This window comes from Algoriphagus vanfongensis DSM 17529, from assembly GCF_000429465.1.
In the GTDB taxonomy this organism is placed as follows: Bacteria; Bacteroidota; Bacteroidia; order Cytophagales; family Cyclobacteriaceae; genus Algoriphagus; species Algoriphagus vanfongensis.
On the sequence record NZ_AUBX01000017.1, the window covers coordinates 196,829 to 222,964 of the forward strand.

Consider the following 26,136-nt stretch of genomic DNA (forward strand, 5'->3'; position numbering starts at 1 on the left):
TGTTTTAATGGCTTTGAGTAAGAAATTAAAATCTAATTGTTAATCCTCCGCCAGCTCCAAAGCGGTTGTCATAACTTCCCATAATTGAGAAGTTTCGGGAAAATATGTAGCTGGCTCCTGCAGACCAGGTAGTCTCACCTTTGTAAGTGGAATTTTCCCTTGATTCTGCAAGAGAATCAATCCAACCAAAATCCATTTGATACTCATAATTAGCGAAAATGGAAGTACGTGGGAAAATCATAATCTCCCTGCTGATCCTAAACTCTGGCCTAAGTTTGCTATCCAGTCTTACATCCAGGTCAAATAAATAAGGAGTAAGGAATCGAAAACCAACCATGGCAGTGGTATTTATCTCTTCAAGGCTTTCCGCCAGTTCATTTTCCATGTTCACTCCAGCGAATACTCTGAAGTAATCATAGAGGTATCTTTCATAGCTTACCTCTGCTTCAAAATTCTGGTTAAATCCATATTCCAAATCAAAGTTAAACTGATTGCGGATGTTGGATGACATCAAGTTTAGTCCTATCATTTGGGTGGCTACATTCGCAGTTCCCCAGGTAAAATATTCATCACTTTCCTTAATGAGATTTTTCAGAGGGAATTCCTTCAATCTAGGATCTCTTGGAGTATCATAAGAAAATACACGAGCCATTCCTCCCATCATGTGATAGAGCACGTGGCAATGAAAAAACCAATCCCCTTCTTCTGTCCCTTCGAATTCAATCGTAATTTTCTGCATAGGGGGAATATTCACGGTGTGCTTAAGGGGTGAATATTCTCCTTGGTCATTAACTACTCTGAAGAAGTGTCCGTGGAGATGCATAGGGTGATGCATCATGGTAAGGTTGTTTAAAGTTATTCGAGTCACTTTCCCGCCCTCGATTTTTATCTTGTCGGCTTCCGCTAATGGAACTCCATTCATACTCCAGATGTAGCGCCACATATTTCCTGTGAGATTCAGCAATACTTCATTTACAGGTTCATCGGCTGGGAAACTGGTTTTTTCAGGAGATTTGAGGTAGTTATAATTGTACTCAGCAAACATATCCATACCAGGCATTTTGCCCATAGAGGCTTCCATATTAGAATTCATTTCCATCTGGGAATGGTCTTTTGGTTTTGGTAATTTTTCCATCTCTGAATGATCCATTTCATCCATGTTCATTTTTTCTTCCATATGCATTCCCCACTTTTCTTCCATCTCATCAGGCTCTTCTTCAGAAGGGTTGAATTTCATCGCAGGAGCACCCATTTTCATATCCATTTTCGCCATTTGCATCATCATTCCGATTTTATCTGGGCGTGGTACATCTGGGGCGCTAAGTATTTTGCCATTACCTAAGTAGGCTGAGGTTTGTCCCGAGCCATCTTGAGCGGTAGCTCTGATTTCTATTTTCCCGGACTCAGGAATAGTTATAATAAAATCGTATGTCTCAGCGATGGCAATAAATGTCTTATTGTGGATGACTGGTTCTACATCCAGACCGTCTGCAGAAACAAGTAAAGGATCTTTTACCCCGAATGTCAGCCAATATTGGGAAGAGGCGGAACCATTGATGAAGCGAACACGAACTTTTTCTCCAGGTTTTAAATCGGGATACTCAGTGATAGGTAGGCCGTTATTTAGGAAAGCATTGTAGTAGATGTCTGCAATGTCTGCACCTTCCATTCTTTGCTTCCAAAAATTCATCTGAGCTCCGAATCCTCCCCTTGCAATCACTTGATTGAGAGGGGTTGCAGTTCCTTTTTTGATGTTATACCATTCATTTCCCCTTTTAAGGTTTCGCAGTACATTCATAGCTTTTTGATTGGTCCAATCAGAAAGAAGAATGACTAGATCGGAATCATATTCTAGCTTTTTTTCTTTCGGCTCAATGACTATGGAACCGTAAACACCACTTTGTTCCTGAAGCATAGTATGAGAATGATACCAATAAGTACCGGATTGCTTTAAGGGGAACTCATATTTTTGGGTTTCTCCAGGGAGAATGGGAGGTGTGGTCAAATAAGGAACTCCATCAAAGAAATTTGGCAGAAGGATTCCATGCCAATGCACAGAAGTCTCAACATCCATTTCATTTTTGACATAAATAATAGCATATCCACCTTCTTGAAAAGTCAAAGTAGGCCCTGGAATTGTACCATTGACAGTCATGGCGGGTACGGGTTTTTCTGCATTATTTACCATATCCTTTTTAATGGACAAAGTATATATTGCCGTATCTATTGGAGACGTAAGTGAATTTCCAAAGCAGGTACTGCCACTTATTGCTAGAATTACCAAAACTGCTTTAATAAAATATTTTTGTTGAAGGTTCATGACTTATTTTTTTGCTTCAAGTCTTTTGATCATCGCTTCCATTTGAGCTATTTCCCTTTTTTGTGCTTCAATAATATCCTGAGCTAATTTCTGAGCTTCCGGATCCTTTAGATGAGCTTTTTGGCTCACCATTATCGCAGAGGAGTGATGAGGAATCATTGCTTTCATCCACTGCACATCGGCAATCATCGTTTGATTTCTCAACATCGTCAATGTTCCGATAAAAATGATAAGAGAAGATCCGAGGATGATGTAGTTGATTTTTTTATTCTCATACATTCCCCACATAAATAACAACATGGAAATGGCCATAGGAGAAACCATCAAGATGGTCATATATGTTCGGGTAGTACTCAGCATGACATGTTCAAATAAATCCGCATTCAAAAACATCACACCATACATGATGACAAAGGAAACTGCCATCATTGCAGCAAATTTCAAATAGTTCTTACTTTTCATTATTAGTGGGTTTTAGTGGTAGATATAGTGATTTGAGTCATATTTTCTTGCAAGCAAATCGCCAATAAGTCGGAGAAAACAAACTGTTGAATAATACCATTATTCCAAATCGAATATGGAGGGAAATGGAAGAAGAATTTTACTCTTCATTTCAGCAAAGTATGCAGTCAAATCGTCCCTTTATATCTTTCGATCAGAAAGAATACTTAGGCGCTTTGATTCTCAAGAAAATACTTGGTTGTTTGGTTATACATGATTAAAGCCTGGAAGTTGGAGAGGTTGTGAATCAGCTAAGTTGTTAAAACTAATAGCAATTAAAGGGGCGATTGCCCGTTCTCCAGTGAGTATTAAATCAAGAATGATTGAAAAAGAACGGTATAGTTTTTTTCAATCGAGGGAGGGGATTTAATTAGGTGAGTAAAATCTTCTGTAACTATTGGATCAATTCCAAAAATAAAGGATTGGGTAAATGCCGCAATAAAAATTAGCCCAACTGAATTTAGTTGAATGTCTTTAAGAAGTTGATCCTCATCGGAATGAATAATTTCAAAACTATTTTGACAACAGGCATTTGAAATAGTTAAACCTCCATTTTCAGATGAAGTTGACTTTTGGTGATTCATTCCGCAATCCAAATTCTTAGCAGAAAGCCCAACAGCATTTAGCATTTCAGATCCCATGCATGTATGACTACTTTTCGCCAAACCAATGTTTGCGAAGAGAAGTAAAAATGCCATTACAATGGAAAATGATTTTTTCATTTAAGGAATAATTGAAAAACTCTGATTTTAAAGCTATTTTAATTTATGTGAATTTTACGGAAAAAACTAATTGGGGAATTTTTAAAAGAACCTATTGTTGTCATAAATTTTAAGCCTAAATCGAATATTGCTTGTCTCACCCATAAAATGGTTTAGTGCGATGCAATTCAACAGTATTCTCATCAATCCAAAAGTTATTTATTATGGAATTAAAAGCTATAAGTCCAATTCTGCTAGAACTTTAATATTTAAAGTAACTTTTGTAACAGAATAATAATTGGATTAAATCGAGATTTGCACTAAAAAATGCAATGAAAGATGAAGTAAGGTTGGGTTTGAAAGAAAATTGGAAGCAATTTGTACTGTTGGTGATTGTGAATTTTTTTGTGGGTGGAATGGTCGGTATGGAGCGGACAGTTTTTCCTCAGTTTGCCTTACAGGAATTTGGGATTTCTTCCACTTCAGCTATTCTTTCTTTTATTGTCTCTTTTGGTGTGTCCAAAGCCTTGGCAAATTATTTTTCAGGTCTACTTACCAAGAAAATTGGATCCAAAAATCTACTTTTTATCGGCTGGCTCATTGCCATTCCTATTCCCTTTATACTTATAAATGCTCCTTCATGGAACTGGGTGATTTTTGCTAATCTATTGTTGGGAATCAGTCAGGGATTGACATGGAGCAGCACCGTTGTGATGAAAATTGATTTGGTGGGAGAGCAGAACCGGGGTTTGGCTATGGGCTTGAATGAATTTGCCGGTTATATCTCTGTTGGAGTGATGGCCTTTTTCTCTGGATATATTGCCAACAGATATGGTATTACCCCTTATCCCTTTTATATCGGTATAGTTCTTTCTTTTACAGGCTTGATATTAACGATCTTCTGGGTCAAGGATACTAGGAGATTTGTAAATAAGGAGAACCGTACTAGTAATGTTGCTTTATTGGACCAAGTGTTTCTGGAAACAACTTTTAAAAATAAGACACTGAGTTCTGTGACCCAAGCAGGACTGGTTAACAATCTCAATGACGGGATGATTTGGGGACTATTACCGATTTTGCTTATATCCTTTAATTATAACCAGGAAAATATAGGGCTGGTCACGGCAATTTATCCTGCTATTTGGGGGATTGGTCAAGCATTTACTGGTAGGTTGTCTGATAAATATTCCAAAAAGGCGCTGTTGTTTTGGGGTATGTTTTTGCAGGGATTGGCAATTCTTCTGCTGCCAACGAGCGATGAACTTACTGTATTGGCCCTGTTTTCGGCGATTTTGGGTTTAGGAACAGCCTTGGTTTATCCTACTTTTTTATCAACCATTGCCCTTGCAACCAAACCGGAGCAACGTGCAGAAAGTATAGGGGTATTTAGACTTTGGAGGGACCTCGGATACGCCATTGGAGCTGTCATTTCAGGATTCATTGCAGATATTTTTGGTTTGGAATATGCAATTATAACAATAGGTATTTTGACGATTGCTTCATCCCTGATTATTAAGTTCCGAATGCCTACAGACTTTCCTAAGAAATAGAAAAGGTTGGTTTTTTCTATTTTTCACAATTTCTGAGAGATTCCAAAAACACTCTTTAATTTTAAATTATTTATTAAAATTTCAAATTGATTTAAAGAACTATTGACTTACTATATCCAGTTTTAAATAATAACCAATTATGTATATGAAATGATGTTATCCAAGTGAATTTAAGTTAAACAATTAATCAGTTAATAAAATCGATCTAAGTTTATAAAAAGTGAATTTGGATAAAATGAGTTTTAGAAACAGGATATCAATCCTATTTGAATTATTTTGGCTTTATTTAAATGCTTGCGGTTAGGATACAGGACTAACCTAATCATTTTCGGACATAGGGATTTATGCACCTCGTCCGTCTTGTGCCCCTCGTATTTAAGATTTTGAAAAATCAGGACTATTCAAATGAATTCAAATATTTGGATTATTAAGTGAAAAATCATTTACATCTTTAAAGCCTTTAAAAAAAGATCTTTGATCCGAAATGTCGGTAGTAACCTTCCAAATCTGTTTTTCCTCTGAGGGATTGATTCCAAGGTTATCTATCAGCTTTCCTATTTTGTCCCTATTTCCTTTTAAGGCATTCAAATTCCAATCTGTTGTCAATTTATTTTCATGGCAATAGTGATACAGCTGAGCTATTTTTATGAATGAAATGGTAAAATTCTCACCGGTAACATCATTATCAAGATATAAGTCGATATTTTCTTTTTCTTTCAAAATATCAAGGATTAAGCGAAAGCTGAGATTCGCTGTGCTATTCAGTATAATAGCCTTAAAATCAGATGCTTCTGACAGTTTCAGGTAACTGAGAAAATCAAACCAGCCTTCGAAAACTTTTATTCTTTTTGGTTTTCCTAGGATTTGGATTGAAATGCCACCACCTAAGATGTTTCCTTTGAATATCGAAGATCTCAGCACCCAACCGGCAGATTCATTAGGGAAGCCCACCGCGAAATAGCTTTTGCCCTTGTTCTTCCAATGAATCTCTTTTGCAAAAGCTAAAATTTCATTGGGTTCAAGACCTCGAGACCTAATGTAATTCACCAAGGCGGGATGAGAGATTGTATTAATACCATCAATCTCAATTTTAGGAGCAGTTTGAGTCTTTTTTTTTGGAGGAATAATATTGGTTGGAATGGATCCAGCTAGTCTTTGAATTGATTGAGGAAAGGTCATATTCTCAAAAACTTGAACGGCTTCAATAATATCTCCTCCTCTTCCAGCAGAATGATCATACCAAACATTTGCTTGGTCATCCACGGCAATGGATCCAGTTCTTTGGCTCAAAAATCCAAAAAAATGTTCCTTCCCTTGAATTCCCTCATATTTGAGAAGCCCAGAATTCACTAGCCCGTGGAAGTAATTTATTATAGGGAAATCACGTTTGATGCGCTCTGCTTCGCTTTTTACTTCATTATATTTAAACATATTTATGCTTTTATATAAATGTTTATTTATACAAAAAATTGCACTTACTATTAATTTGGATAGTGCTATTTTCTCTTTTGATGTAAATCTCTTAGACACATCAAAAAGAAAAAGAGAGGTAGGAGGTAGTGGAATTCGTACGAATCGTACACCTCGTACCTCTCGTTCCGTTCGATTTTACGAATCGGTCTGATCCTCGAGATCTACTTGCTTTAGCCACTTTCTGACGGCTCCTTCAGATACACCTAATTCTTCTGCAATTTTTACATTGGTGTAACCTTCTTTTTTGAGTTCAAAAGCCTTCGGTTTAGCCTGGGCTTTATTAATGTTGTTGAGTTGCTTTAAGTGATCTGATTCTTTTCCGAACTCTAAAAATTTGAATGAACTGAAATTGGATTCCTTTCCGATTCTGCAAACCAGAACATTCTCGGATGGGAATTGAAAAGCACCATATCGAACTTTGATTTGCTTTAAATATTTGATTGATGGGTCTTTTTGGCTTTCTCCCACTGCAAAACAGGAATCAATCAGATTGATAAAACTTTTGCTCCCCTGGATATCATTTCGACTAATGGGAGCAAACAAGTTTCTTTTGGGAGTATGGGCAATTAAGAGAATTGACCAGCCATGCATCTTTTTTAAATTATTCAGCCGAATCAAAAATGGTGTGGTGTTCTTGGCTTTTTCATTATCAGAAATCACACAGGATAAATTGTCAATAACCAATATTTTCGCTCCGGATTTTGAAGCTCGATTTTCTATTTCTTTAAAAAGGAATGTCTCATACTCCTCAATATCCTCATCAAAACCAAAAGGGTTAATTTCTGCCCTTAGGAAGAGGTCACTAAAGTCGAAATGATCGAATAGAACATCCTTCTTCTTGTCATATTGCGCATACCTCATTTCAAATTGCTTGGAGGTCAGTTCCAGATCAAAATAGATCACCTTGGATGCTTTGAGCTCCATTTCCAAACCAAGTGTGGATTGACCTTTGGTGACGCTATCGATGATTTGAACTGCTAATAGTGATTTACCCTGGTTAGTATCAGCGAAGAGAATACATAGCTCTTCTTCATACCATAATGGACCAAATATCTTTTTGGGAATAGGTTTACTTTTCGCTTCATCGATCCATTCATTGGCGGATTTTATGGTTAGAAATTCATTTGGTTGAGACATACTTGTCCCCGTTTTTTGGACTTTGTTTTCCATTTTTCTGCATGTAAGAGTTTGAAAATGAATGCAGAAACAGTATCTTTAGGTCGTCAAATTGGATACTGAATCCACAAAAGAAATTGAGCGAGTCTGAGAGGGTTCGCTTTATTTTTTTCTAAGAATTCGCTGACGGCCAGCATTGAGAACTTCAGATTTTTTGAAATAGACACTACTATTAATAATATGCTCTTTCAGAAATCCTTCTCTTCTCCAATTATTAATGGTGGTTCTGGATTTACCGAGGAGTTTCATTACTTCTGTGATTTCGATAAATTCGTCTTCTGTGTCAGAAGGCTTTCTTACCTCGGCTAGCTTACTAACAATAGCATCCGCTATTTCATTGATAAGTTGCCCTTTGTCTATAGGGCTCAAAATTAGATTTTCCATAATCGGCTTTGAATTTTGTTTCTGGCCGAATCTGATCAAAAAAGGGCTTGGATAGGTAAGGGGATAATATCCAAAAGTGTACACAGCTTTACAAATCCGTTCGTTTCTGTATAAAATCATCGATATCCACTGCCTTTTCCCTTAAGCCTGCATTTATAAAAATTTCTTTGACTTTGATTAGTTGCTCTTTCCTTTTTGCACTTAGGTTTTTGGAATTGGCAATCTCCGGTGAGATTTTAGAAAAATAATCTCGGATCCCTCTATCTGTACCACCAACTACACTTGATAACACCTTGTCAAAAGATCCGCTTTTAATAGTGTAGTCGCTTTGAAGTAGTTTTTGCTTCAAACCATTGAGAGTTCCCAGTTCCCCTAGCATTATTTCTATGGCAAGGAGTGAAACAGTTTTGTCATACTCTACCACATTGCATTGGTCTTCTTGGTAGTCATTTCCCTTTCTGAGATTTTCATAAAAGGATTCAGCCTCCGTGAGGTCATTTGTTTCAAGATTGAGAAATGCCTGGAAATTTTCCTTTTTGCTGCTAGGATCTATAAAAGTGAAAAAACGTTGAGTTTCCCTGAGGTTTTTCCTGGCTTTACCCATTACTACCAAAAAAGTCATCACAGATCCTGCCAGCACGAAAACTCCCAAGGCATATTTCAAAGCAGAAGGATGAACCAAGAGTATATAAACAACAGAAAGAAAAAGAATGGCTGCCAAGGTATATCCCAAAGCTTGAAGAATAATTCCTTTTCTCTTGTGAAAAGAAGCATAATCCTCAAAAAACATCTTGTTCTGATCAAAAATCTGCCAACCCGTTCTATAGGCTAAAATTCTTTCCTCTTCAGAGAGTTCATCAAAAAACCAGAATAACTCTTTTACTTTATATTGACCAAGGGAATTCTTGGTGTCAAAATTCTTCATTTAAAAATTGGTTTAATCCCAAGCCAAGCTCATGGCGTTTCTTTTTCGATCTTCATCTACTTCAACGTAGCGTTTGAAGCTTTTATAATCGGAATGTCCAGTTATTTTCATCACGACTTCTGCAGGAATCCCTTTGGAAAGGGAAAGCGTAACAAATGTTTTCCTACCAGTATGCGCACTAATCAGTTCATGCTTAGGATGTAAAGTGGCATGCCTTTTTGCTCCTTTGAAACGAATGATTTCCACTGGGTCATTTATTTTGGCTAGTTCACAAAGCTCCTTGACATATTTATTTAGCTTCTGATTTGAAATCATCGGAATGGGAGAAATCATTTCCTTATACTTTTCAAGGATTTCCCTTGAAATTCTAGTTAAGGGTACCACCAAGGGTTCTTTTGTTTTAGTGGTAGTCAGTCTGATTTCATCTTTTTTAATATGCTCCCTTCTAAGTTGCCTCAAGTCAGAATACCGGTATCCAGTCACACAGCTAAAAAGAAAAATATCCCTGACCTGATCCAGACGCTTATTCTTTTTTAGGTCTAGAGTATATAGTGCATCAAACTCCTTTTGATTTAATGCAATCACCTCCAATTTCTCTCTCTTAATTTTGAAGGTTTTATATCCTGGATTGACCTTGATTCCTTTGAAAGTAGCATAGCCAAGAAATGTCTTTAATGTACTCAGCTGTTTTGCAATAGATATATTATATAAGGTGTGGACATGACCAGTTTCGGGATTTACTACTTTCCATTTGATCAAAAAGTTCTGGAAGCTCTGCATAAAGGAATAATCCATATCCTCAAACCGAATAGGACTACGTCTTTCATCTTGGAAGTTCTTTAGGTGCTTTTTGAGAGACTTGTAAACCACCATACTCCCTTTGACCCGAGAAAGTTCATTCTCCTCAATGTATTTGTCGATGAAATCAAATACCAAATCAGTTGGTTCGGACTTTTTGATCATGGGCTTTTTAGACTCCTTAATCTTGTCGACAAGCATTTCAAGATTATAGGGAGTATCATTTAACCTAAAACTCTCCTCGATCTGCCGAACCTGGTTACGAAGTCTAAGGAGTTCATCTTGGTATTGGAGCAAGGTGTTCTTTTGAGGTACTGTGTCGCCAAATTGCTTCTCCAGTAAGCTTTTTTGTTTTGCTGTAATATCTTTGATTTCCTGTTTGTCAGCTGACCAGAGATCTGGGATCAACTTAATCCCTGTGGACATCACTTTTCTTTGACTAGCTAGGTGAATGACCAGCATTAAAGGTTGTTCTCCCTTTTTATTCTCTAGATCATGTCTTAAAATGAATTTTACAGTAGCTTCCATATCCTCCTCTAATTAGTTGTGAAAGATACTGATTGAAAAAGTCAGTAGCGAATTCAGTAGCGAAAAAGTTGATCAAAGGTGGTCATATCTGTTCAAATCTGAATTCTAGTATGCTCCAAATGGCTGGAATCAATCATTTTTGACCACATTTAATCAGTTATGATCAAAAGGTTCGAATCCCTTCCTCTCTGCATTTAAGGTTTTAATCATCAAAGAGTTGCAAGAATAGATTGCAACTCTTTTTTGTTTTAGGTCACGATACTTTTTACACGTGTCCGAAATTCTGGAGTGGATTTCATAGAGTTGAATTTTTAGTGGATAGTCCTTACTATGTGTGAATACTCTTTATGCCCCTTGGTTTTTGTTTACCTAGATTTGATAGTGAATCAAAAAGCGATGATACTCGGGAATAGTAGTACTGTCTGTAAATGGATTCTTAATTACTGAAAATGAAGGTTTTCTGTTCTGATTTAGTAAATTGATAACAAGTAGCTTTCATTCTAAATTTAGTTTTCATGGGAAATCCTATTCAATGGCTTGAAATAGCCACAAAAGACATAGAAAGAGCCAAAACGTTTTACGCTACGGTATTTGGATTGGAGTTTCAATATGTCGAGATGCCAGATAGTAAGATGTACATGTTTGGTGATCAGGGAGAGGTTGGTTCTGGGGGATGTCTTGTTTACTCAGAGTCAAGCGTCCCTAGTATGGATGGTAGTCTGGTCTATTTTTCAACCGAGGATCTGGCAGTCGAATTGGCAAGAGTCGGCGACGCTGGAGGTGAGGTTTTGCTTCCAAAAACGGATATAGGTGAGTTTGGATTTTTTGCCCATATCAAGGATACGGAAGGCAATAAAATTGGAATTCATTCCATGAAGTAGTTACGGGTCTTATTATTCAAGCCGAGAAATTTGTACAGCTTTTGACTTTTTGTAAGTAGTTCTTTTACAAAGAGAAATTGATTGAAAACTTGCGTAGTTATTTGGCTTCATATATATTTGTAGTCAAATGACTTCATAATGAAATTACGAAGAGATATTTTCCAGGCCATTTCAGATCCGACTAGACGGGCAATCTTGGTGTTGCTGACCTCCCAAGCGATGACTGCAGGGGCAATCGCAGAAAATTTTGAAGTAGCAAGACCCACCATTTCCAAGCATATTCAGATTTTAAGCGAATGTGATCTTCTCGAAGCAGACCAACAGGGGAGAGAGATATACTACCAGCTAAAAATCGAGAAAATGAAGGAAATCGATCAATGGTTGGAGCAGTTTAGAAAAATTTGGGAGAGCCGCTTTGATCAACTAGATAATCTTCTCACGACTCTTAAAACAAAAAGCAATGAAAAGTAGCCTACTATTCGACTTTACAGTGGATAAAAGCACCCATACGGTGTTTGTCAATCGGGAATTTGATGCGGACCAGATTTTGGTCTGGGATGCCTTTACCAAGCAGGAACTTCTTGATCAATGGTGGGCGCCAAAGCCTTGGAAATCTAAAACCAAGTACATGAACTTTGAGGAGGGTGGGCGTAGGTTTTATGCCATGGTAAGTCCAGAAGGCGAGGAGCATTGGTCAATTCAAGATTTTACCTCTATTTCTCCGATAGACAATTTTCAATTCAAAGATGCCTTTGCGGATAGGGAGGAAACAATTAGCAAGGAAATGCCTTCTGCAAAATGGAATTTAGACTTTAGTGAAACTGCAGGGATTACAATGGTGAAAATTGCTATTGAGCATGAAAAGCTTGCCGATCTCGAGATGCATATTCAGATGGGCTTTAAAGAAGGCTTTACCGCGACACTGAACGAGTTAGCAGAAATTATTTCCACCTTGAAAAAGTAAGTCTATGAAAAGGGACAAAATTATATTTTGGACATCTACCATCATTATTGCGCTCTGGGAAGCTGTGATGCCGATGAGTACATGGATTTTTGCACCTGAGTATATGACTTTTGGGACACAGGCTTTAGGTTACCCGGACTATTTCGCATATGCGTTGGCTGTGGCAAAAGTTCTTGGTGTGATTGCTATCATCAACCCCAAAACTCCAGACAAAGTGAGAGAGTGGGCCTACGCTGGGCTTTCCTTTACACTTGTTTTTGCCTTTATCAGTCACGCTTGTGTCGATCAAAATGGGGGATATATGCTGATGCCTTTGGCTTTCTTGGCAATACTAGCTTTGTCCTATTTTTATAAAAACAAAATTTGATCTTTAAACTAAACCCGAAATAAAATGCCTAAACAAATCTTTATCAATTTGCCGGTCACTGACGTAAACCGGTCAATGGACTTTTACACTGCATTGGGCTTTGTGAATAATCCTCAGTTTTCAGATGAAAGTTCGAAATGTATGGTCTGGAGCGAGGCCATTTATGTGATGCTTTTGAATCATGAAAAGTTTTCAACGTTTATCACCAAACCTCTCGCAGATACAAAATCAAGCATTGCAGGGCTTTTTTCCTTATCTGTCGATAGTGTAGAGGAGATGAATGCTATCTTGGAAAAAGGCCTGAAGGCCGGGGGAGTAGAGCCTCATGAAATACGAGATTACGGATTTATGCAACAAAGAACCATTGAGGATTTTGATGGGCATACTTGGGAAGTGTTTTTTATGGACATGTCTAAAATGCCGGCTGATTAAAGTCTCTTATTCACCTAGATCCGGTCCGTTTTTGCTAAAGCAGGAAATGTTTTCAGTTTTCTTGTGACTTTTTATGATGTTGGGTTTCTAAATAAGCAGAGGTTGGAAGTTTTAAATTTCAATAAGTTCTTTTTTGCTTGAGAATCTGCTTAATCCCCTCCTTTTCTTCAAAGGGCATCTCAGCCCGATGAGAAATTAGCTAGCGATTTCAATTCAAAAAGACTTGTACTCTTGATAGTTGATTAGTTGAGAAATCGAGAGCTTTTTTTGGTTGATTTTTTGACTGAAAAGGCTTGGTTTCCATTTACCCATAAATGACTGAAATCAAGAATGGATAATTCCTTTGGAGCGAAATACATGGACGAAATGTCCCATGAGATTAGAAATTCATTGAATATTGTGATAGGCAGCTCGGAGTTGATGAAGTCTGCCGAAAAAGAAGAGCAATCTGAGTTGATCGAGGTGATCTACAACTCCTCCATGCACTTGAAGGGACTTTTAAACACCTATTTATTGGCCCGGAAGGTGCAGGAGTCCCCAGACTCTTTTGAGGAGGAAGAGGTGCGTTTTTATCCCTTTTTGGAAGAGCTCTCTACTCAATATTCCCTCTTGAGTCAGAAGTCAGGACTCCAGTTTAAACTCGATGTAGATTCGGATCTTCCTGAGAAAATTAGGCTTTCGAAAACAAAGGTTACCCAGGTATTAAACAATTTGTTTTGCAATGCACTGAGTAATACAGAGACTGGTCAGATCCAAATGCACGTGAGAGTCATCTCTGAAAGTGAAGATGGTTTTAGGCTTAGATTTGAAATGAAAGATACCGGAAGTGGGATTTCGGCAGAGAATCAGAAAAAGCTGTTTCAGGAGTTTGCTCAGGTAAATAGGTCTAAAACCGGGAAAACTGGTACCGGTCTGGGGCTTATGATCACACGCAAGCTGATTCAGAGTATGGGGTCAGATATTGCCTTTAGAAGTGAAGAAGGAGTCGGGTCAGTTTTTTACTTTGAGTTGGATTTACTAGTTCAAAAAACATACCCATCATCTCCGACAAATCAGCCAATCGAGAGGGTTTTGGTTCTCGATGATCAAGAGATCATTCGGGCGGTTACAGCCAAGCAATTGCGGAAGTTGAATGTGGATTTTGATCTCACATCCACTTACGAGCAAGCGGTCAGTCTCTTGGAGTCGACGTCCTATTCAGCGATCCTTTTGGACAAAAATCTATCCGAAATAGATGGGCTTGGTTGGAGTGAAGATCTCAAAAGAAAATATCCGGCCATGAAAATCATACTCATGACCGGGGAGGAGTTGGCTCTGTCCGAGCACAAATTAAGTGTCATTGGTATCAGCAAGGTGCTGATGAAGCCTTTTACTTTGGAGCAGCTGACAGACGCGCTGCACAGTGTGGAAGTTACTGCTTGGCTGTCAATTTAGGATACGGACCTGCGTATCCACCAAGTCTTTGATCGGGACCACGAGCAGGCCTTCTTCCAGCTGGATGACGACGTTAATGTTATCGATTTTGATGATCTTTCCCTTGATTTCCTGAAAGGCAATATGCTGTCCCAGTCTGAAGTTCTTTTTGAAATAAAAGCCGAAGAGGATCCGTTTTACGAGTTCGACAGAACCTAGCCCCACGGCGATCGCTATGCACAGGAGGATCGCTCCGAGGATGATGGAAAGGTTATTGGTAATGATGCTGGTGTTGATTCCGATCAGTTCTACCGCGATCAAAAGAATGATAAAAAGTATCAAATAGCCGGCTATCGTGGAAATCAATCTGGCTCCAGCCATTCCAAATGAATCAAATAGAGTGTAGATCAGATTTTTGGCGGCAGCGGATATATTAAACCCAATGAATAGGAGGAAAATTGCGATCAGAAGCTTTGGTAGGAAATTAAGAAGATTGCTTAACTCCTCTGACAAAACTGACAGCCCGAGGATTTCGGATCCCAGTACTACGATAAGGATCAGAAGTGCAAACTTCAAAAAGGTAAGTATGATGGCTTCTGGATTGATGGGGAATTTCCAAGAGGCAATTCCAGGGAAGTTTTTCTGGACGAATTGATCAAGTCGGATTGTCTTGAGCACTTTGGAGGTCAAAAAGACACATAGTTTATAAAAAAGCCATGCTAGAATCAGGAATAGAAAAAAACCTATCAAACTGGGTAAAAAAGCTACTGTATCTCTGAATAGGTTTTCCATTACATCATAGCTGGCAGTCATATTTTCCATTAAATCATTCATTATCTGTACTATTTGGGTCGTTTTTTTGAGTGGGTGATATATCTTTTTTGTCTCTGAGGTCTAGTTCATCATCCAGAATAGTTTTGATAATATCCGGATTTTTGACCAAAAAAAGATCAGCCAAATCAATTGATAGATTGATCAGGTTGATATCCTTCATGACCTTGGTTTTGATCAAGTCAGGCAATTTCTCGTTTTCCAGAAGTTCTTTAAATGGATTCCTCATTGCCTTAGATTTTTGTATTCTTCCAATACTCTCTTCTTTGCCCGATTGATTCGCATTTTGACGGCGGATTCGCCGATTTCTAGCGTTTGGGCGATTTCTTTTACTGAAAACTCATCTTGATATTTCATCAGCAAAATGGCTCTGTCGTTGACTTCTAATTGGGATAAAGCAGCCTTCAGTTTTTCTGCTTTGAGTTCCATGAGTTCCGTGTCATCGATTTCTTCAGGAGCATCATGAAGTTGGTCTGTGAATTCCTGCTCTTTTTCTTGCTTGACTTTGTGCTTTCTGTTCAGATAGTTGAGACAAAAGTTATATGTGAAGCTGTAGAGCCAGGTAGAGAAGCTTGACTGTCCCTGGAAAAGCTTCAGTTTGTAGTACAGCTTGATAAACAAGTCATGCGTCAAATCCTGAGCTTCCTCACGAATCGGGATAAATCTCAGCGATCTATTGTATATTTTTTCAGCATATCTGTCGTATAAAATCCCGTAGGCACTTGCATCCTTGAGACTGACGACGCGCTTGACTAGTTCTTCGTCCGAAAGTTTCGATACCCTCTGAAGCTCATGATTGTCTGGTTCTTTGGAGGGATTCATGAAATTTAACTAATGCGGTAGGGTTTCGTTGGTCTGTGTTCTTTCGGTAGGTCACCTTCTTGATTAGACACAGAGGTATTGACTAGGTCACATAATTTCATGAAAAAAAAGGAGATTAGATCCTGATCTCTCTAAAAGATGATATTCACTATTTCTGGAAGCCTAAATTGAACATGAATTCTGATGTCTATTTGAATAGTAAGTGACAAAATATACCACTATGATAACCTTGTCCTGCACATAACTTTCAAATCCTATGAACTTAAAAATTAGTGATTTAGATATGTTTTACATTGGTTATAATTTAGTAAATTATGCAAGAGTATTTTTATGATTCTAGGAGGTAATTCGATTGTTGATTATGCGACAAATGCAATAATCGCCACCGATTTAAAGGGAAAAGTAGTTTATTCCAATTATTCAGCCGAGGTAAATTTAGGGTATTCCACAGGTGGACTACTTGGAATGAACGGTAATTTACTTTTTGGAGAAGTGCCTGATTTTAGTCTTTTTAGAATTACTGAAAGGATTTTATTCAATGAGAGTGTTCCTGAGATTCGCTTAACTTTAAAAACAACGAATGGAGTATTGCTGTCTTATTTCGCTCAATTTTCACCGATAAAGGATCGCAATCAACAGATCATTGGGATATCTTGTGTGTTAAGATCAATCAATAGTTCGGATTTTGAAGAAGGGAAAGCTACAGGGCTTTTAGAGGTGATGAATAAGCCAACTATAATAGTGAATCGTTTAGGTCAAATTGTACTTGTTAATACTCAACTTGAAAAGAAAATTGGATATACGAAGCAAGAGGTACTAGGAGAGATGGTTGAAGTATTGTTTTCCCCAAACCATAAGAATTCATTTTCTAAAGCTTGGAATCCATCCATTGAAATTTTGAAAAAGGAAGTAATCGCATTAAGAAAAGATAGATCTTCATTTTCTGCGCATATTTCTATTAGTCCAGTCAGGATAAACGATGAGACCTATTTTTCGATAATAGTTCAAGACATAGCAGAATTTGAGTCCTCTTCAAATCAAGTAGATGTTTTTAATCAATTACTTGAATTTAGAAGTAAAGAAATCAAGCAATTATCATTTGCAGCGACACATAGTCTTCAAGAACCCTTAAAACGAATTAGTGCATTGTCTTTTTTCCTATTGAATGAATATAAAAGTTCAGTGGATAGTGCAGGCATTCAGAGTATTGAATATATCAGAGAAGCGGCAGATAACTTGAGCTTATTGATAAAGGAATTGATGAGTTATTGTCTTTTAGGACAAAATAGAATGCCTGAAAAATTCCAATTACAATCTATTTGGGGTCAAATCAGGAGTCAAGTACTTGAATCAAATAAAATCCTTAATCCTGAAATATTTTGTCAAGAATTACCAGAAGTATATGGAGATAAGAATGAATTAAAATTACTACTTACAAACCTGATCAGTAATTCCTTAAAGTTTAGAAATGAAAATAGTACACCTAAAATAGATTTTTCATGGGAAGAAAGGGACAAAGATTACCTCTTTTGCTTAGGTGATAACGGAATTGGGGTAGAAGATAAAAATTATTTGAAAATTTTCTTGCTATTCAATAAGCTCAACCAAAAGTTTGATGGTTATGGAATGGGCTTGGCGATTTGTCAGAAAATTGTTGAATTACACGGGGGGAAGATTTGGCTAGATTCTAAAGTAGGGGAAGGAACTAAGTTTTATTTTGCTTTGCCAAAAAGATATCAGCAATGAAAAGCCACAGACTCAATATTCTTTTGGTGGATGATGATATCGCTTTAAATTTTGTTCACAGGAAAATTTTACAAAAGGCAGGAGTTGCCTTTGATGTGATCTCGAAGGAAGATGCAGAAGATGGGATATTATATTTAAAAGATAGAATTAAGCTTGAATTATCGCTCCCTGACTTGATATTTTTAGACATTAATATGCCTGGTATGGATGGTTGGGAGTTTTTGGAGGAATATAGAAAGCTAGATAAAACTATAAGAGATCAATCAGTTTTAGTTATGTTGTCTAGTAGTCTCGATCCTGAGGATAGAATATTGGCCAATAGCTACCAAGAAGTTGCAAGTTTTATAATTAAGCCATTAACTTTTGATAAAATAGATCTTATAATGAAATTATTTTTTGATAGTTAATCTGTAAGATTTAAGTAAAATTATTTGAAACTCTTCTTCTCATCTCTTTCAAGAATGGTTGATTGTGTTTACCATATACGATAGCTCTTTATAATAGCTCCGACCAATTGGAATCTCAGAACCATTGATTTTGATAAGACTGGAGTTAAAAGCATCTATTTTGTTCAGATTGACGATATACGATTTGTGAACTCTAAAAAACTGCTCTTCTTTTAGTTTGCTGAGGATTTCTTTGGCGGTATTCCGAAGAGTGTATTGCTTTCCATTGACATAAATGTGGGAGTAGGCTCCTTCGGCTTTGATCCAGAGAATCTCGTCTACTCGTATTTTTTTGAGCCATCCATTTTCCCGGATGAAGAGTTCTTCTTGAATGGCTGGCTGAGCGGCCAATGAGCTTTCGGTATCAGGCTGCTTTTCGGTTTTGAAATTAGCAATAGCCAGTTCGATGGTCGTGATTAGAGATTCTTTGGTGAATGGCTTGACAATGAAGCCTTCTGGATGAATGTGCTGGACTTTGGAGATGATTTCCTTACCGGAAGCGGAGGTGATGAATACGATTGGAATTTGAAATTCGCGTTTGATTTCCTTGGCTAGTTCGATTCCGTTTTTTTCTCCTTTGAGTTTGATATCAATCAAAGCGAGGTCTGGTCGGGACTCTACGATGTTTTGCTGCACGTCCTCGGCAGACTCAAAAATGCCAGTCACTTCATAGTTGTTGATCTTGAGAAGATCGCTGATATTCTCAGATAGGCTGGTGTTGTCCTCTACTAATAATATTTTTGGCGGATTATTTCCTACAGCCATAGTCATCTGTCATTCAATTAAACAATTGTCAAAATAATAAAAAACTACTTCAAATCAGCTCTCGAATTAGTGTTTTCGTTTCAAAATTAATTTTTTTAGAATTTAATCAATTTTTTTTGAAGTGAAAGTTCCTGGCAATTTTCAAAAGTTTCGAATTGATAAATACTTTGAATTTTGTATCATTGATCACTAGAACTTGCCGTAAAACTCATGGTTTATGGAAATCATATTTAATTGGTTTTAAAAGAGTAAGAAGTGTTTATCGGTTTTTGATTGGTAAATAATCAAAGCAATGAATTAAAAAATTGAATTTTTTGGGAAACTAAAGAAATTTTGGTTTTTTAATTCTATCAATTAAATATTTAACTATTCAAAATCACCTGTTTTATTAATAACTCTTTCTTAGAAGGTGGGAGACAAGAGTGATCTAGTTTGAAGCCGAAATGCCTATTCTACCCCTTTACAAACTGATAGTTTTGCCGATAATATTTTTTCGAAAGAAGTTAATAATTCATGAAATAATTAATTAATGGATCAAGAGATAGTTGAAAAAGTTACCTTTCCGGACAACGAAGATTTAGTATTTTGTTTAGAAAATGAATGCTTGATTAAAGCTTCAGAACGTGTAAAGATTATTTTTGACGATATCGATTGGAATCAAATTACATCGCTGGATCATTTCGAAATTTTTTTTCCATTGCCTTCTAATTTGGGTAAAAGGATTCATTATTACACTCGCGAAAGGGATATAGCTGTTGTTCATAATTTGAAGTGGAAGTCGGGTTTTCTTGAAGTAGAAGAACTTGGATGGTATAATCAGCTCTCTAACTCCATTCATGTTCTATTATTTCCATTGAAAAGGGAAAGTGAGTTTTTGCTTAGTTTCCAAGAATTACTTGAATTCATGGATAGGTTGCAACGGCCTGCGGCATTGTTTGATTTTGATCTGAATCACGTCGTTTATGCAAACCAAGATTTGTATAAAATAAATTTTTTCCCATTATCAAAATTAGGTTCAGGATTTCAATTAATAGATTTTTTTGTTGACGAATCAGTCTTTTATGAATTGTTAGAATGGAGGGATTCAGATTCCATTACCTTAAGGCGTCAATTGATTATGAGGTTGGTGAGACCGGAGGGAAATTGGTTCGAAATCGATTTTTCAAAAGTGAAAACAGATAGAGGGGTACTTATTTTAACTACTTTAAAAGACATTCACAACTTTAGAAGTCTTCATGAAAATCAAGTAAAAAGAAACTTGATTTTGTCAAAGGTCTCCTTTGTACAAAATTCTTTTTTATCCAAGACTTCTGGGTTTATGCCTTACCAGCTCTTTTTGGATACTATTCTTGAAGTGTCCAATGCTCAGTATGGATTTGTGGGGGAAGTAGGTACCAGTGCTGATGGAAACAAACTGATGAAAATTCATGCTGTGACAGATTTTTCTCAAAATAGTCCGGCAGCTAAAAAACTCATCAATAAGCTCAAGGACGATAATTTCTTTTTTCGTCATTTTGACAATCTTTTTGGGGCAGCGATCAAAACGGGTCAAGTCATCTGCGAAAATAACCCTCCGACCAATCCACACTCTAGCAATAAAGTCATTCCTGGGCATCCGACCATCTCAAACTTTCTCGGAATTCCTATTTTGAGTGGCGAGCAAGTGATCGGCTTGATTGGCTTGGGCAACAAACAGGGAGGATTCAATGGTGCAGATGTCGAAGATCTCAAGCCATTTGCCACGACCTATTCAGTGATTCTCAATGCGCTGGACAATGAGGAGCGAAATCAAACCTTACAAAAGGACGCTACGGATAAAGCGCTGATACTTTCGACGGTAGGAGATCACTCTCCTGATACGATTGCGGTTCTGGATGCGGAATATGAGTTTAAATTTTTGTCCCCTTCCTACAAGAAGCACTTTGGAAGAAGTGTCACGGAGATAGAGGCCAAAAGAAAAGTCAGGGCTTTGATTGTCAAAACGCTCGGCCAGAAGTATTGGCAAGCTGATGAGCACTATAGATCCAGATTGCGCATCACGACCAAAGAGCTAGAGCATCGCTGGCTGGAAACTTCGATCAATATTTTTAAAAAGGAAGGAAGAAAAAAAATAATTGCTTTCATCAGGGAGGTGTCTGTTCAGGTCAAATCCGAGCAGAGTTTAAGAGCTTCCTTGCGAAAAGAACGGGAGTTCAAGATGTTCTTGTCCGATTTTATGAACATCGTTGCTCATGAGTTTAAGACCCCTCTATCGACTATTCTTTCTAGCCTGGAGCTCTCTGAATACTATCTCCAGAGTGAAGGAGAGGAGAAGCTGGAAAAGGTCAATCATCATTTAGGGAAAATAAAAAGAGAGGCTGAGAATCTTCATAAAATCGTAGTAAGTTCACTGACTTATGATCGTTTTGTAAAAGAAGAAGTAAAGTTGAAACTAGAAGAATTATACCTTAATCGTTTTATTAAGGAATCTTTGGTTCAGTATGGCTTGACCGACTTGGTGCTTTTTAAATCAGAATTACCCGAGACTTTTAAAGTGGAGTGGGACAGGTTTTTGATGCAGACTACTTTAGTCAACCTGGTCAATAATGCAATCAAGTTCAGTCCTTCGAGACAAAAGCCAATTGTGAGTTTGGTGAAGACCGAAAATGGGCTTGAGTTGAGTGTTCAAGATTTTGGAATCGGAATATCTCAGAAAGATCTTCCCTATATTTTCACTCCCTTTTACAGAGCTGCCAATGCAAATGATATTGAAGGTACGGGCATGGGCTTGATTGCCGTAAAAAACTTTGTAAAATTGCATGGTGGGCATATTGACGTAATTTCTGAATTAGGGAGTTGGAGTAAATTTACTTTGTCATTTCAATTAAAAAATGAAGTATTCGATTGATATGGATAGTTGTTTCATAAACTCACACTATGTGGTATTTTTTTGTCATCTAATGGTTGTATTTTGTGATTATGTTTAGCCTAATAGCTTGATTGAAGTTTTTTTTGTGAATTTTGTTCCATTTAAAATGATGTTTAAATGTAATATTTTGCCGATTGATTTTTATGCTTTTGGCTAAAATCCTGATGCTTACCTGATTGCTCCATTGAAGCTATCTTTATCATATTGGCTTCTGTATAACAATGATAAAGGGCTGTCCGAAATTTTTAATAGGAGTACGACTGATTTGTCTAAGCATTTTCTTTTTATTCGAGAGTAGTGGGTATGCCCAAATCACCAGAGTTTTGGCAGTTGAAGTCAGTCACACCACAGGCTTAAAGCCTTTTGGTTGGTTTCCAAGAACTGCAACCGTTGAGAACCCTCCCAATGCACTGATGGATGACAATTCATTCGCGCGCGTGCTAAGCAGTCCGGGACTGATACTAGGTGGAGGTGCTTTTCAAGGTGAGATCGAACTTAAGTTTGATTCTGTTCTTCCTGCCAATACTTGGTCTTATGTACGGATAGAGGCAGATCAGGATCTTTTGGGCGCACTCTTGGGCGGGAGCTTGGGTGATTTGCTTGCCGATGTTTTGGGCACGGTACTTTTGGGTAGACAGGAGATAGAGATACAAGCGAGAAACGGATCCTCCCAAGTTTTGTCACGCACAAGTACCCAGGGTTTCGATATAGATCGCGTGCGCTTAGTTCAGGATGGTGTGAGTAGGTATTTTTTGGCTATCAGACCCAATGCGCCTTATGATCGGATCAGACTGATCAACAGATCCATTTCCGCACTGGGTCTTGGAAGCCAATATAGTTTGGATGTCTATCACGCTTTTTATGAGACAGGTGCATCCGATCCTTGCGAATCATTTCCCTATTTTACCAGTTTTGATGGTACTGGAGTGACAGCCTTGGTCTCTGGCTCACCTGTCGAAAACCCTCACTATGTATTAGATGGTAATTCCTCCAACTATTCCGAGATAGGCTTGGGAACTCTTGCTGTAGGAGCGGCTGTGACACAGCGTTTTTATTTCCCATCACTTTCTACACCCAATACTACCCTGAATGTTCGAATGCAAATCGCTTCTTCAGCAGTAAACCTTTCTATATTGGGTGATTTTCATATCAAGGCATACAATGCAGGTGTGGAAGTGTTTGAGCAGCCTTTAAGCGGAGGTTTAATTGGAGGGATCGATGTGCTAGGGATACTGGAAGGAGGGGGGATTGTAACTATTCCGTTGGTTGTCCCTGTTTCATTTGATCGAGTGGATATAGGACTTAGCTCTACCGTCAGTTTGGCCACTAGTGCTTCTGTGAGAGTGTATGAAGTGAGCCGTACTTCTGAAAGCTGTCCGCCAGATCTCATTACACCTAGTCCCATGTATGTTCCTGTTTGTGCGGGGACGGATTTAGTGGCAGTGCAAAATGCCGATGACGCTCAGATGGCTGTAGATGGAGATTTTGACAGTTATGCGACGATTAGATCTGACGCGGGGATTCTATTGGGGGTTGGCAGTAGGGAAGGGTACCTTGAGGTTGAATTTGAACAGCCTGTTCCTGTGGGAAAAATGGTTTTGATGCGAATTGATTACGATGAGGATGTGCTCAATGTACTTGCGGGGGGATCATTAGGGGTAGTTGTGGCAGATTTGGTAGATAATTTATTGTTGGGAAATCATCATTTTGAACTCGAACTCAAAAATGGAAATAACACCATTCTCACTACGTCAAGTGCGAATGGCTTTGACTCTGCAGGAGGCTTGGTCAATGTCGTACAAGACCATGAAGGGAGGTTTTTCCTGGCAATTCATTCTAGTTTACCTTACAACCGTATTAAAATTATAGATAAATCATCCTCTGTGATAGGTTTGATAGCTCCTGAAGATCAATTGAGGGTTTACAATATATGTTTTGAAGGTAGTGAAGATCCATGTGATGAAATCAAAACCTATACAAGTTATGATGGAGATGGTCTTACTTTGGATTTATTAGGACTCAATGAATTGGTTGAAAATATTGAGCTTGCTGTAGATTCAAATATTGCTACATACTCTGAAATTTCCCTTGGAGTATTAGGGGTGGGAAGCTCTACAGAGCAAATGATTCATTTTTCGCGACCCGTTCCTTCAGGTAGTGATATTGTAGTCAGTTTGGCTACTCAGTGGTCTCTTTTAACTTTAAGCTTACTTGAGTCTTTTGAATTTGTGATATATTCTGAAGGAGTGGCCGTGGAAACCCTTAAAGCATCTTCTATTCTGGATTTGGATCTTTTGGGTTTGTTGGACAATGATGATTTGCAGGGTTTTCCAATAAAAGTAAACTACCCGATTGATAGAATTGGTGTTAAAGTGTCAGCGTTACTAGATCTTAATGTATTGGATAATTTGAAGTTTAGTGGGGTATCAGTTATCCCGTCTAAACCATCATGGGCTGATGAAAATGAAGATGGTATATATGAATTATGCGAAGGGGAAAGCCTTGTTTTAACCCCTTCTAATGAGGCAAATATGGATTTAATTTGGTATTCAGGTGAAGCAGGATCTACATTAATTGGTACTGCAGATTCATATTCTATTCCTACTGATTTAGAGCCTGGAGAATATGAATATTTTGTAGAAGCTGCCCGCCCTGGCTGCTCATCTAGAAGTCTAAAATCCAATGTAAAAGTGATAATTCACCCTCAGCCTTCCAATGACCAGATTCAACTAGAGCCTATAGGAGGTTATTTTGATAGTGGTTTGGGAAAGGTGGTTTACCAATTAGGACTTGAAAACATTATTTTGGAGCCTTCAATCGTTGGTATGGTAGGAGGGGAATTTCGATGGTATACAGACCCTAATGGAATCCTTGAAATTGGAAATGAGGGTGACCCTGATGAGAACGGGTCTATTTTATCAGATATTAATGGTGTTCTGACTATCCATAACCCTGTGACAGATACCGGAAACAAAACGTATTATCTTGGGTATGAGACACCAGCCGGTTGTGAAGTCATAAAGCCAATTCCACTGGAAAGTTATATTATTCTTCCTGTCGGAGTTCACAGCTTTAATGCAAACCTACTGAAAAATAAAAGTGTTCAACTTTCTTGGAAACTAGCGAGTTTTGACGGCTTATCACATGTTGCAGTGCAGAGGGCTTCTCAAAACCTAGATTTTGAAACTATTGCCATTTTAAATTTTACTCAAAACTATCCTAAAGACTCATTAAGTTATTTAGATATTAGCCCCTTACCAGGAAGAAGCTATTATAGATTAAAACTAATTGGGGAACCTTTATCTCAGAATACTTTCAGTGAAGTGAAAAGGATAGATATTGAACGGGAAATGAAGGGATTGATTTCTGTATTTCCAAATTCATTCAATAACCGACTTTCGGTTAAAGTCTTTAAAAATTTTGGAACATCTGTTGTCACTATGACTAACAGTCAAGGGAAAGTGATTACTCGTCGAAATGTTGCCTCCTTAAATCCGGATTTTACAATAGTTTTTGATGATTTGGAAGGGCTTATACCCGGCACTTATTTTTTAAGAATTACCTCAAGCATAGGTGATCATACAATTAGAGCGCTTAAAGTGAATTGACTATCATTTTTTGAAAACTTCCTCGTCCGGTAGAGCTCATATTTCATTGAGGAGTATTTAATTGATATAGAATGTGTTGCAAATTTCTTTTTTAATCTTAAAGCAAGTGAGTAGGAGTGAAAAGAATAAGTCTCTTATGGATTGTTAAGAGTTCAATCTGTTTTTTTAGCATGTCTACATTCCTGTTTTATGCATTTAGATGACAAAATTCTTTTTTTGAATTACGATATGAAACCATACGCTTACAAGCATGATGCTATATGTTTTTTGATGGTTCGAACAACCTAACTTTGTTAATAACGAATTGAATTAAACTCGCTGTTATAGAACGAAGGTGTACTCGATAAATTGTTGAAATCAAAATTCGCTTGCGGTTTTTTTGCAAGTATGATTCTAGGTTTTTGTTAATGCATTAGTAGCTCCGGGTTTGTTAATTCTGAAGTCAATTTTTGAAAAATTTAAGATTTACTTCCTTAAAAGCTGTCCTTTTTGGATTAATGTTTTTTAGAAAGTGAGTTTATAATATAATATTAATATGCCTAAAATGAATACTCTAGAAATTGTTTTGGTGGCAAAAAAAAGGTTAAATCTCAGGGG

General features: G+C 37.6%; 23 protein-coding genes. 11 read left to right on the forward strand and 12 right to left on the reverse strand.

The features are described 5' to 3' along the window. Positions 1 to 25 precede the first annotated feature (25 nt). The 3 genes from G460_RS0118105 to G460_RS0118115 all read right to left on the reverse strand — a co-directional run bounded on the left by G460_RS0118105 (position 26) and on the right by G460_RS0118115 (position 3,543). The gene (locus tag G460_RS0118105; protein WP_026956679.1) at positions 26 to 2,320 is read right to left on the reverse strand and encodes a multicopper oxidase domain-containing protein; all 2,295 of its coding nucleotides are present in this window, start codon (positions 2,318 to 2,320) and stop codon (positions 26 to 28) included. Positions 2,321 to 2,323: 3 nt separating this feature from the next. After that, the gene (locus G460_RS0118110; protein WP_026956680.1) at positions 2,324 to 2,782 is read right to left on the reverse strand and encodes a DUF305 domain-containing protein; all 459 of its coding nucleotides are present in this window, start codon (positions 2,780 to 2,782) and stop codon (positions 2,324 to 2,326) included. 347 nt (positions 2,783 to 3,129) lie between these two features. Continuing rightward, complete coding sequence (locus G460_RS0118115) at positions 3,130 to 3,543, reverse strand: HYC_CC_PP family protein (protein WP_026956681.1); 414 nt, start codon at positions 3,541 to 3,543, stop codon at positions 3,130 to 3,132. Positions 3,544 to 3,854: 311 nt separating this feature from the next. Between G460_RS0118115 and G460_RS0118120 the strand changes: the two genes are divergently transcribed. After that, entirely contained in the window at positions 3,855 to 5,072 is a 1,218-nt protein-coding gene (locus tag G460_RS0118120) for an MFS transporter (RefSeq protein WP_026956682.1), read from the forward strand. 411 nt (positions 5,073 to 5,483) lie between these two features. Here the strand turns inward: G460_RS0118120 and G460_RS0118125 are convergent, their stop codons facing one another. The 5 genes from G460_RS0118125 to G460_RS0118145 all read right to left on the reverse strand — a co-directional run bounded on the left by G460_RS0118125 (position 5,484) and on the right by G460_RS0118145 (position 10,356). Then, a complete protein-coding gene (locus G460_RS0118125) occupies positions 5,484 to 6,503 on the reverse strand; it encodes a toprim domain-containing protein (protein ID WP_026956683.1) in 1,020 nt (339 codons plus the stop codon). A 177-nt stretch (positions 6,504 to 6,680) separates the two neighbouring features. Then, positions 6,681 to 7,682 carry an AAA family ATPase gene (locus G460_RS0118130; RefSeq protein WP_169817530.1) on the reverse strand — a complete coding sequence of 334 codons (1,002 nt, stop codon included), beginning with the start codon at positions 7,680 to 7,682 and terminating at the stop codon, positions 6,681 to 6,683. Between the two features lie 141 nt (positions 7,683 to 7,823). After that, positions 7,824 to 8,105 carry a helix-turn-helix domain-containing protein gene (locus tag G460_RS0118135; RefSeq protein ID WP_026956685.1) on the reverse strand — a complete coding sequence of 94 codons (282 nt, stop codon included), beginning with the start codon at positions 8,103 to 8,105 and terminating at the stop codon, positions 7,824 to 7,826. An 88-nt stretch (positions 8,106 to 8,193) separates the two neighbouring features. Next, positions 8,194 to 9,030 carry a hypothetical protein gene (locus tag G460_RS0118140; RefSeq protein WP_026956686.1) on the reverse strand — a complete coding sequence of 279 codons (837 nt, stop codon included), beginning with the start codon at positions 9,028 to 9,030 and terminating at the stop codon, positions 8,194 to 8,196. Between the two features lie 12 nt (positions 9,031 to 9,042). Beyond that, positions 9,043 to 10,356 carry a site-specific integrase gene (locus G460_RS0118145; protein WP_026956687.1) on the reverse strand — a complete coding sequence of 438 codons (1,314 nt, stop codon included), beginning with the start codon at positions 10,354 to 10,356 and terminating at the stop codon, positions 9,043 to 9,045. A 515-nt stretch (positions 10,357 to 10,871) separates the two neighbouring features. Between G460_RS0118145 and G460_RS0118150 the strand changes: the two genes are divergently transcribed. The 6 genes from G460_RS0118150 (at position 10,872) to G460_RS0118180 (ending at position 14,434) form a co-directional block, all read left to right on the forward strand. Next, positions 10,872 to 11,237 carry a VOC family protein gene (locus G460_RS0118150; RefSeq protein WP_026956688.1) on the forward strand — a complete coding sequence of 122 codons (366 nt, stop codon included), beginning with the start codon at positions 10,872 to 10,874 and terminating at the stop codon, positions 11,235 to 11,237. A 138-nt stretch (positions 11,238 to 11,375) separates the two neighbouring features. Beyond that, positions 11,376 to 11,708, forward strand: coding sequence for an ArsR/SmtB family transcription factor (locus G460_RS0118155; protein WP_026956689.1), 333 nt, complete (start codon positions 11,376 to 11,378; stop codon positions 11,706 to 11,708). Continuing rightward, positions 11,698 to 12,201, forward strand: a complete 504-nt coding sequence (locus G460_RS0118160; RefSeq protein WP_026956690.1) for an SRPBCC family protein — start codon at positions 11,698 to 11,700, stop codon at positions 12,199 to 12,201. Before G460_RS0118155 ends, G460_RS0118160 begins: the two co-directional genes overlap by 11 nt. A 4-nt stretch (positions 12,202 to 12,205) precedes the next feature. Then, entirely contained in the window at positions 12,206 to 12,568 is a 363-nt protein-coding gene (locus tag G460_RS0118165; RefSeq protein WP_026956691.1) for a DoxX family protein, read from the forward strand. Positions 12,569 to 12,592: 24 nt separating this feature from the next. Then, positions 12,593 to 13,000: a VOC family protein gene (locus G460_RS0118170; RefSeq protein WP_026956692.1), complete on the forward strand. Its 408-nt coding sequence runs from the start codon at positions 12,593 to 12,595 to the stop codon at positions 12,998 to 13,000. 330 nt (positions 13,001 to 13,330) lie between these two features. Further along, entirely contained in the window at positions 13,331 to 14,434 is a 1,104-nt protein-coding gene (locus tag G460_RS0118180; RefSeq protein ID WP_084421411.1) for an ATP-binding response regulator, read from the forward strand. Here the strand turns inward: G460_RS0118180 and G460_RS0118185 are convergent. Genes G460_RS0118185 through G460_RS0118195 form a run of 3 tightly spaced genes read right to left on the reverse strand, consistent with a single transcriptional unit; the run spans position 14,426 to position 16,066 of the window. Then, positions 14,426 to 15,247, reverse strand: coding sequence for a mechanosensitive ion channel family protein (locus G460_RS0118185; RefSeq protein ID WP_051316111.1), 822 nt, complete (start codon positions 15,245 to 15,247; stop codon positions 14,426 to 14,428). The two genes, G460_RS0118180 and G460_RS0118185, sit on opposite strands and share 9 nt — an antisense overlap. Then, positions 15,240 to 15,473 (reverse strand): hypothetical protein, encoded by a 234-nt coding sequence (locus G460_RS22175; protein ID WP_035464684.1) that lies wholly within the window; start codon positions 15,471 to 15,473, stop codon positions 15,240 to 15,242. Before G460_RS22175 ends, G460_RS0118185 begins: the two co-directional genes overlap by 8 nt. After that, positions 15,470 to 16,066 carry an RNA polymerase sigma factor gene (locus G460_RS0118195; RefSeq protein WP_026956695.1) on the reverse strand — a complete coding sequence of 199 codons (597 nt, stop codon included), beginning with the start codon at positions 16,064 to 16,066 and terminating at the stop codon, positions 15,470 to 15,472. The genes G460_RS22175 and G460_RS0118195 overlap by 4 nt, the downstream gene beginning before the upstream one ends. A 330-nt stretch (positions 16,067 to 16,396) precedes the next feature. On the opposite strand from G460_RS0118195, the gene G460_RS0118200 reads away from it, so the two are divergent. Further along, positions 16,397 to 17,812 carry a PAS domain-containing sensor histidine kinase gene (locus G460_RS0118200; RefSeq protein ID WP_026956696.1) on the forward strand — a complete coding sequence of 472 codons (1,416 nt, stop codon included), beginning with the start codon at positions 16,397 to 16,399 and terminating at the stop codon, positions 17,810 to 17,812. After that, entirely contained in the window at positions 17,809 to 18,219 is a 411-nt protein-coding gene (locus G460_RS0118205; RefSeq protein ID WP_026956697.1) for a response regulator, read from the forward strand. The genes G460_RS0118200 and G460_RS0118205 overlap by 4 nt, the downstream gene beginning before the upstream one ends. A 48-nt stretch (positions 18,220 to 18,267) precedes the next feature. Here the strand turns inward: G460_RS0118205 and G460_RS0118210 are convergent, their stop codons facing one another. Beyond that, positions 18,268 to 19,023, reverse strand: a complete 756-nt coding sequence (locus G460_RS0118210; RefSeq protein WP_035464749.1) for a LytR/AlgR family response regulator transcription factor — start codon at positions 19,021 to 19,023, stop codon at positions 18,268 to 18,270. A 1,318-nt stretch (positions 19,024 to 20,341) separates the two neighbouring features. Between G460_RS0118210 and G460_RS0118220 the strand changes: the two genes are divergently transcribed. Then, positions 20,342 to 21,910: a sensor histidine kinase gene (locus tag G460_RS0118220; protein WP_169817531.1), complete on the forward strand. Its 1,569-nt coding sequence runs from the start codon at positions 20,342 to 20,344 to the stop codon at positions 21,908 to 21,910. 344 nt (positions 21,911 to 22,254) lie between these two features. After that, entirely contained in the window at positions 22,255 to 25,539 is a 3,285-nt protein-coding gene (locus G460_RS0118225; RefSeq protein ID WP_169817532.1) for an Ig-like domain-containing protein, read from the forward strand. Positions 25,540 to 26,136 lie beyond the last annotated feature (597 nt).

Excerpts from the sequence above, each read along its gene's own strand:
- G460_RS0118200 (WP_026956696.1), top strand. The coding sequence starts at position 16,397 with ATGATTCTAGGAGGTAATTCGATTGTTGATTATGCGACAAATGCAATA.
- G460_RS0118170 (WP_026956692.1), top strand. The coding sequence starts at position 12,593 with ATGCCTAAACAAATCTTTATCAATTTGCCGGTCACTGACGTAAACCGG.
- G460_RS0118120 (WP_026956682.1), top strand. The coding sequence starts at position 3,855 with ATGAAAGATGAAGTAAGGTTGGGTTTGAAAGAAAATTGGAAGCAATTT.
- G460_RS0118150 (WP_026956688.1), top strand. The coding sequence starts at position 10,872 with ATGGGAAATCCTATTCAATGGCTTGAAATAGCCACAAAAGACATAGAA.
- G460_RS0118160 (WP_026956690.1), top strand. The coding sequence starts at position 11,698 with ATGAAAAGTAGCCTACTATTCGACTTTACAGTGGATAAAAGCACCCAT.
- G460_RS0118195 (WP_026956695.1), bottom strand. The coding sequence starts at position 16,066 with ATGAATCCCTCCAAAGAACCAGACAATCATGAGCTTCAGAGGGTATCG.
- G460_RS0118185 (WP_051316111.1), bottom strand. The coding sequence starts at position 15,247 with ATGAATGATTTAATGGAAAATATGACTGCCAGCTATGATGTAATGGAA.
- G460_RS0118110 (WP_026956680.1), bottom strand. The coding sequence starts at position 2,782 with ATGAAAAGTAAGAACTATTTGAAATTTGCTGCAATGATGGCAGTTTCC.
- G460_RS0118115 (WP_026956681.1), bottom strand. The coding sequence starts at position 3,543 with ATGAAAAAATCATTTTCCATTGTAATGGCATTTTTACTTCTCTTCGCA.
- G460_RS0118220 (WP_169817531.1), top strand. The coding sequence starts at position 20,342 with ATGCCTTACCAGCTCTTTTTGGATACTATTCTTGAAGTGTCCAATGCT.
- G460_RS0118180 (WP_084421411.1), top strand. The coding sequence starts at position 13,331 with ATGGATAATTCCTTTGGAGCGAAATACATGGACGAAATGTCCCATGAG.
- G460_RS0118125 (WP_026956683.1), bottom strand. The coding sequence starts at position 6,503 with ATGTTTAAATATAATGAAGTAAAAAGCGAAGCAGAGCGCATCAAACGT.
- G460_RS0118210 (WP_035464749.1), bottom strand. The coding sequence starts at position 19,023 with ATGGCTGTAGGAAATAATCCGCCAAAAATATTATTAGTAGAGGACAAC.
- G460_RS0118130 (WP_169817530.1), bottom strand. The coding sequence starts at position 7,682 with ATGTCTCAACCAAATGAATTTCTAACCATAAAATCCGCCAATGAATGG.
- G460_RS0118165 (WP_026956691.1), top strand. The coding sequence starts at position 12,206 with ATGAAAAGGGACAAAATTATATTTTGGACATCTACCATCATTATTGCG.
- G460_RS0118205 (WP_026956697.1), top strand. The coding sequence starts at position 17,809 with ATGAAAAGCCACAGACTCAATATTCTTTTGGTGGATGATGATATCGCT.
- G460_RS22175 (WP_035464684.1), bottom strand. The coding sequence starts at position 15,473 with ATGAGGAATCCATTTAAAGAACTTCTGGAAAACGAGAAATTGCCTGAC.
- G460_RS0118140 (WP_026956686.1), bottom strand. The coding sequence starts at position 9,030 with ATGAAGAATTTTGACACCAAGAATTCCCTTGGTCAATATAAAGTAAAA.
- G460_RS0118135 (WP_026956685.1), bottom strand. The coding sequence starts at position 8,105 with ATGGAAAATCTAATTTTGAGCCCTATAGACAAAGGGCAACTTATCAAT.
- G460_RS0118105 (WP_026956679.1), bottom strand. The coding sequence starts at position 2,320 with ATGAACCTTCAACAAAAATATTTTATTAAAGCAGTTTTGGTAATTCTA.
- G460_RS0118155 (WP_026956689.1), top strand. The coding sequence starts at position 11,376 with ATGAAATTACGAAGAGATATTTTCCAGGCCATTTCAGATCCGACTAGA.
- G460_RS0118145 (WP_026956687.1), bottom strand. The coding sequence starts at position 10,356 with ATGGAAGCTACTGTAAAATTCATTTTAAGACATGATCTAGAGAATAAA.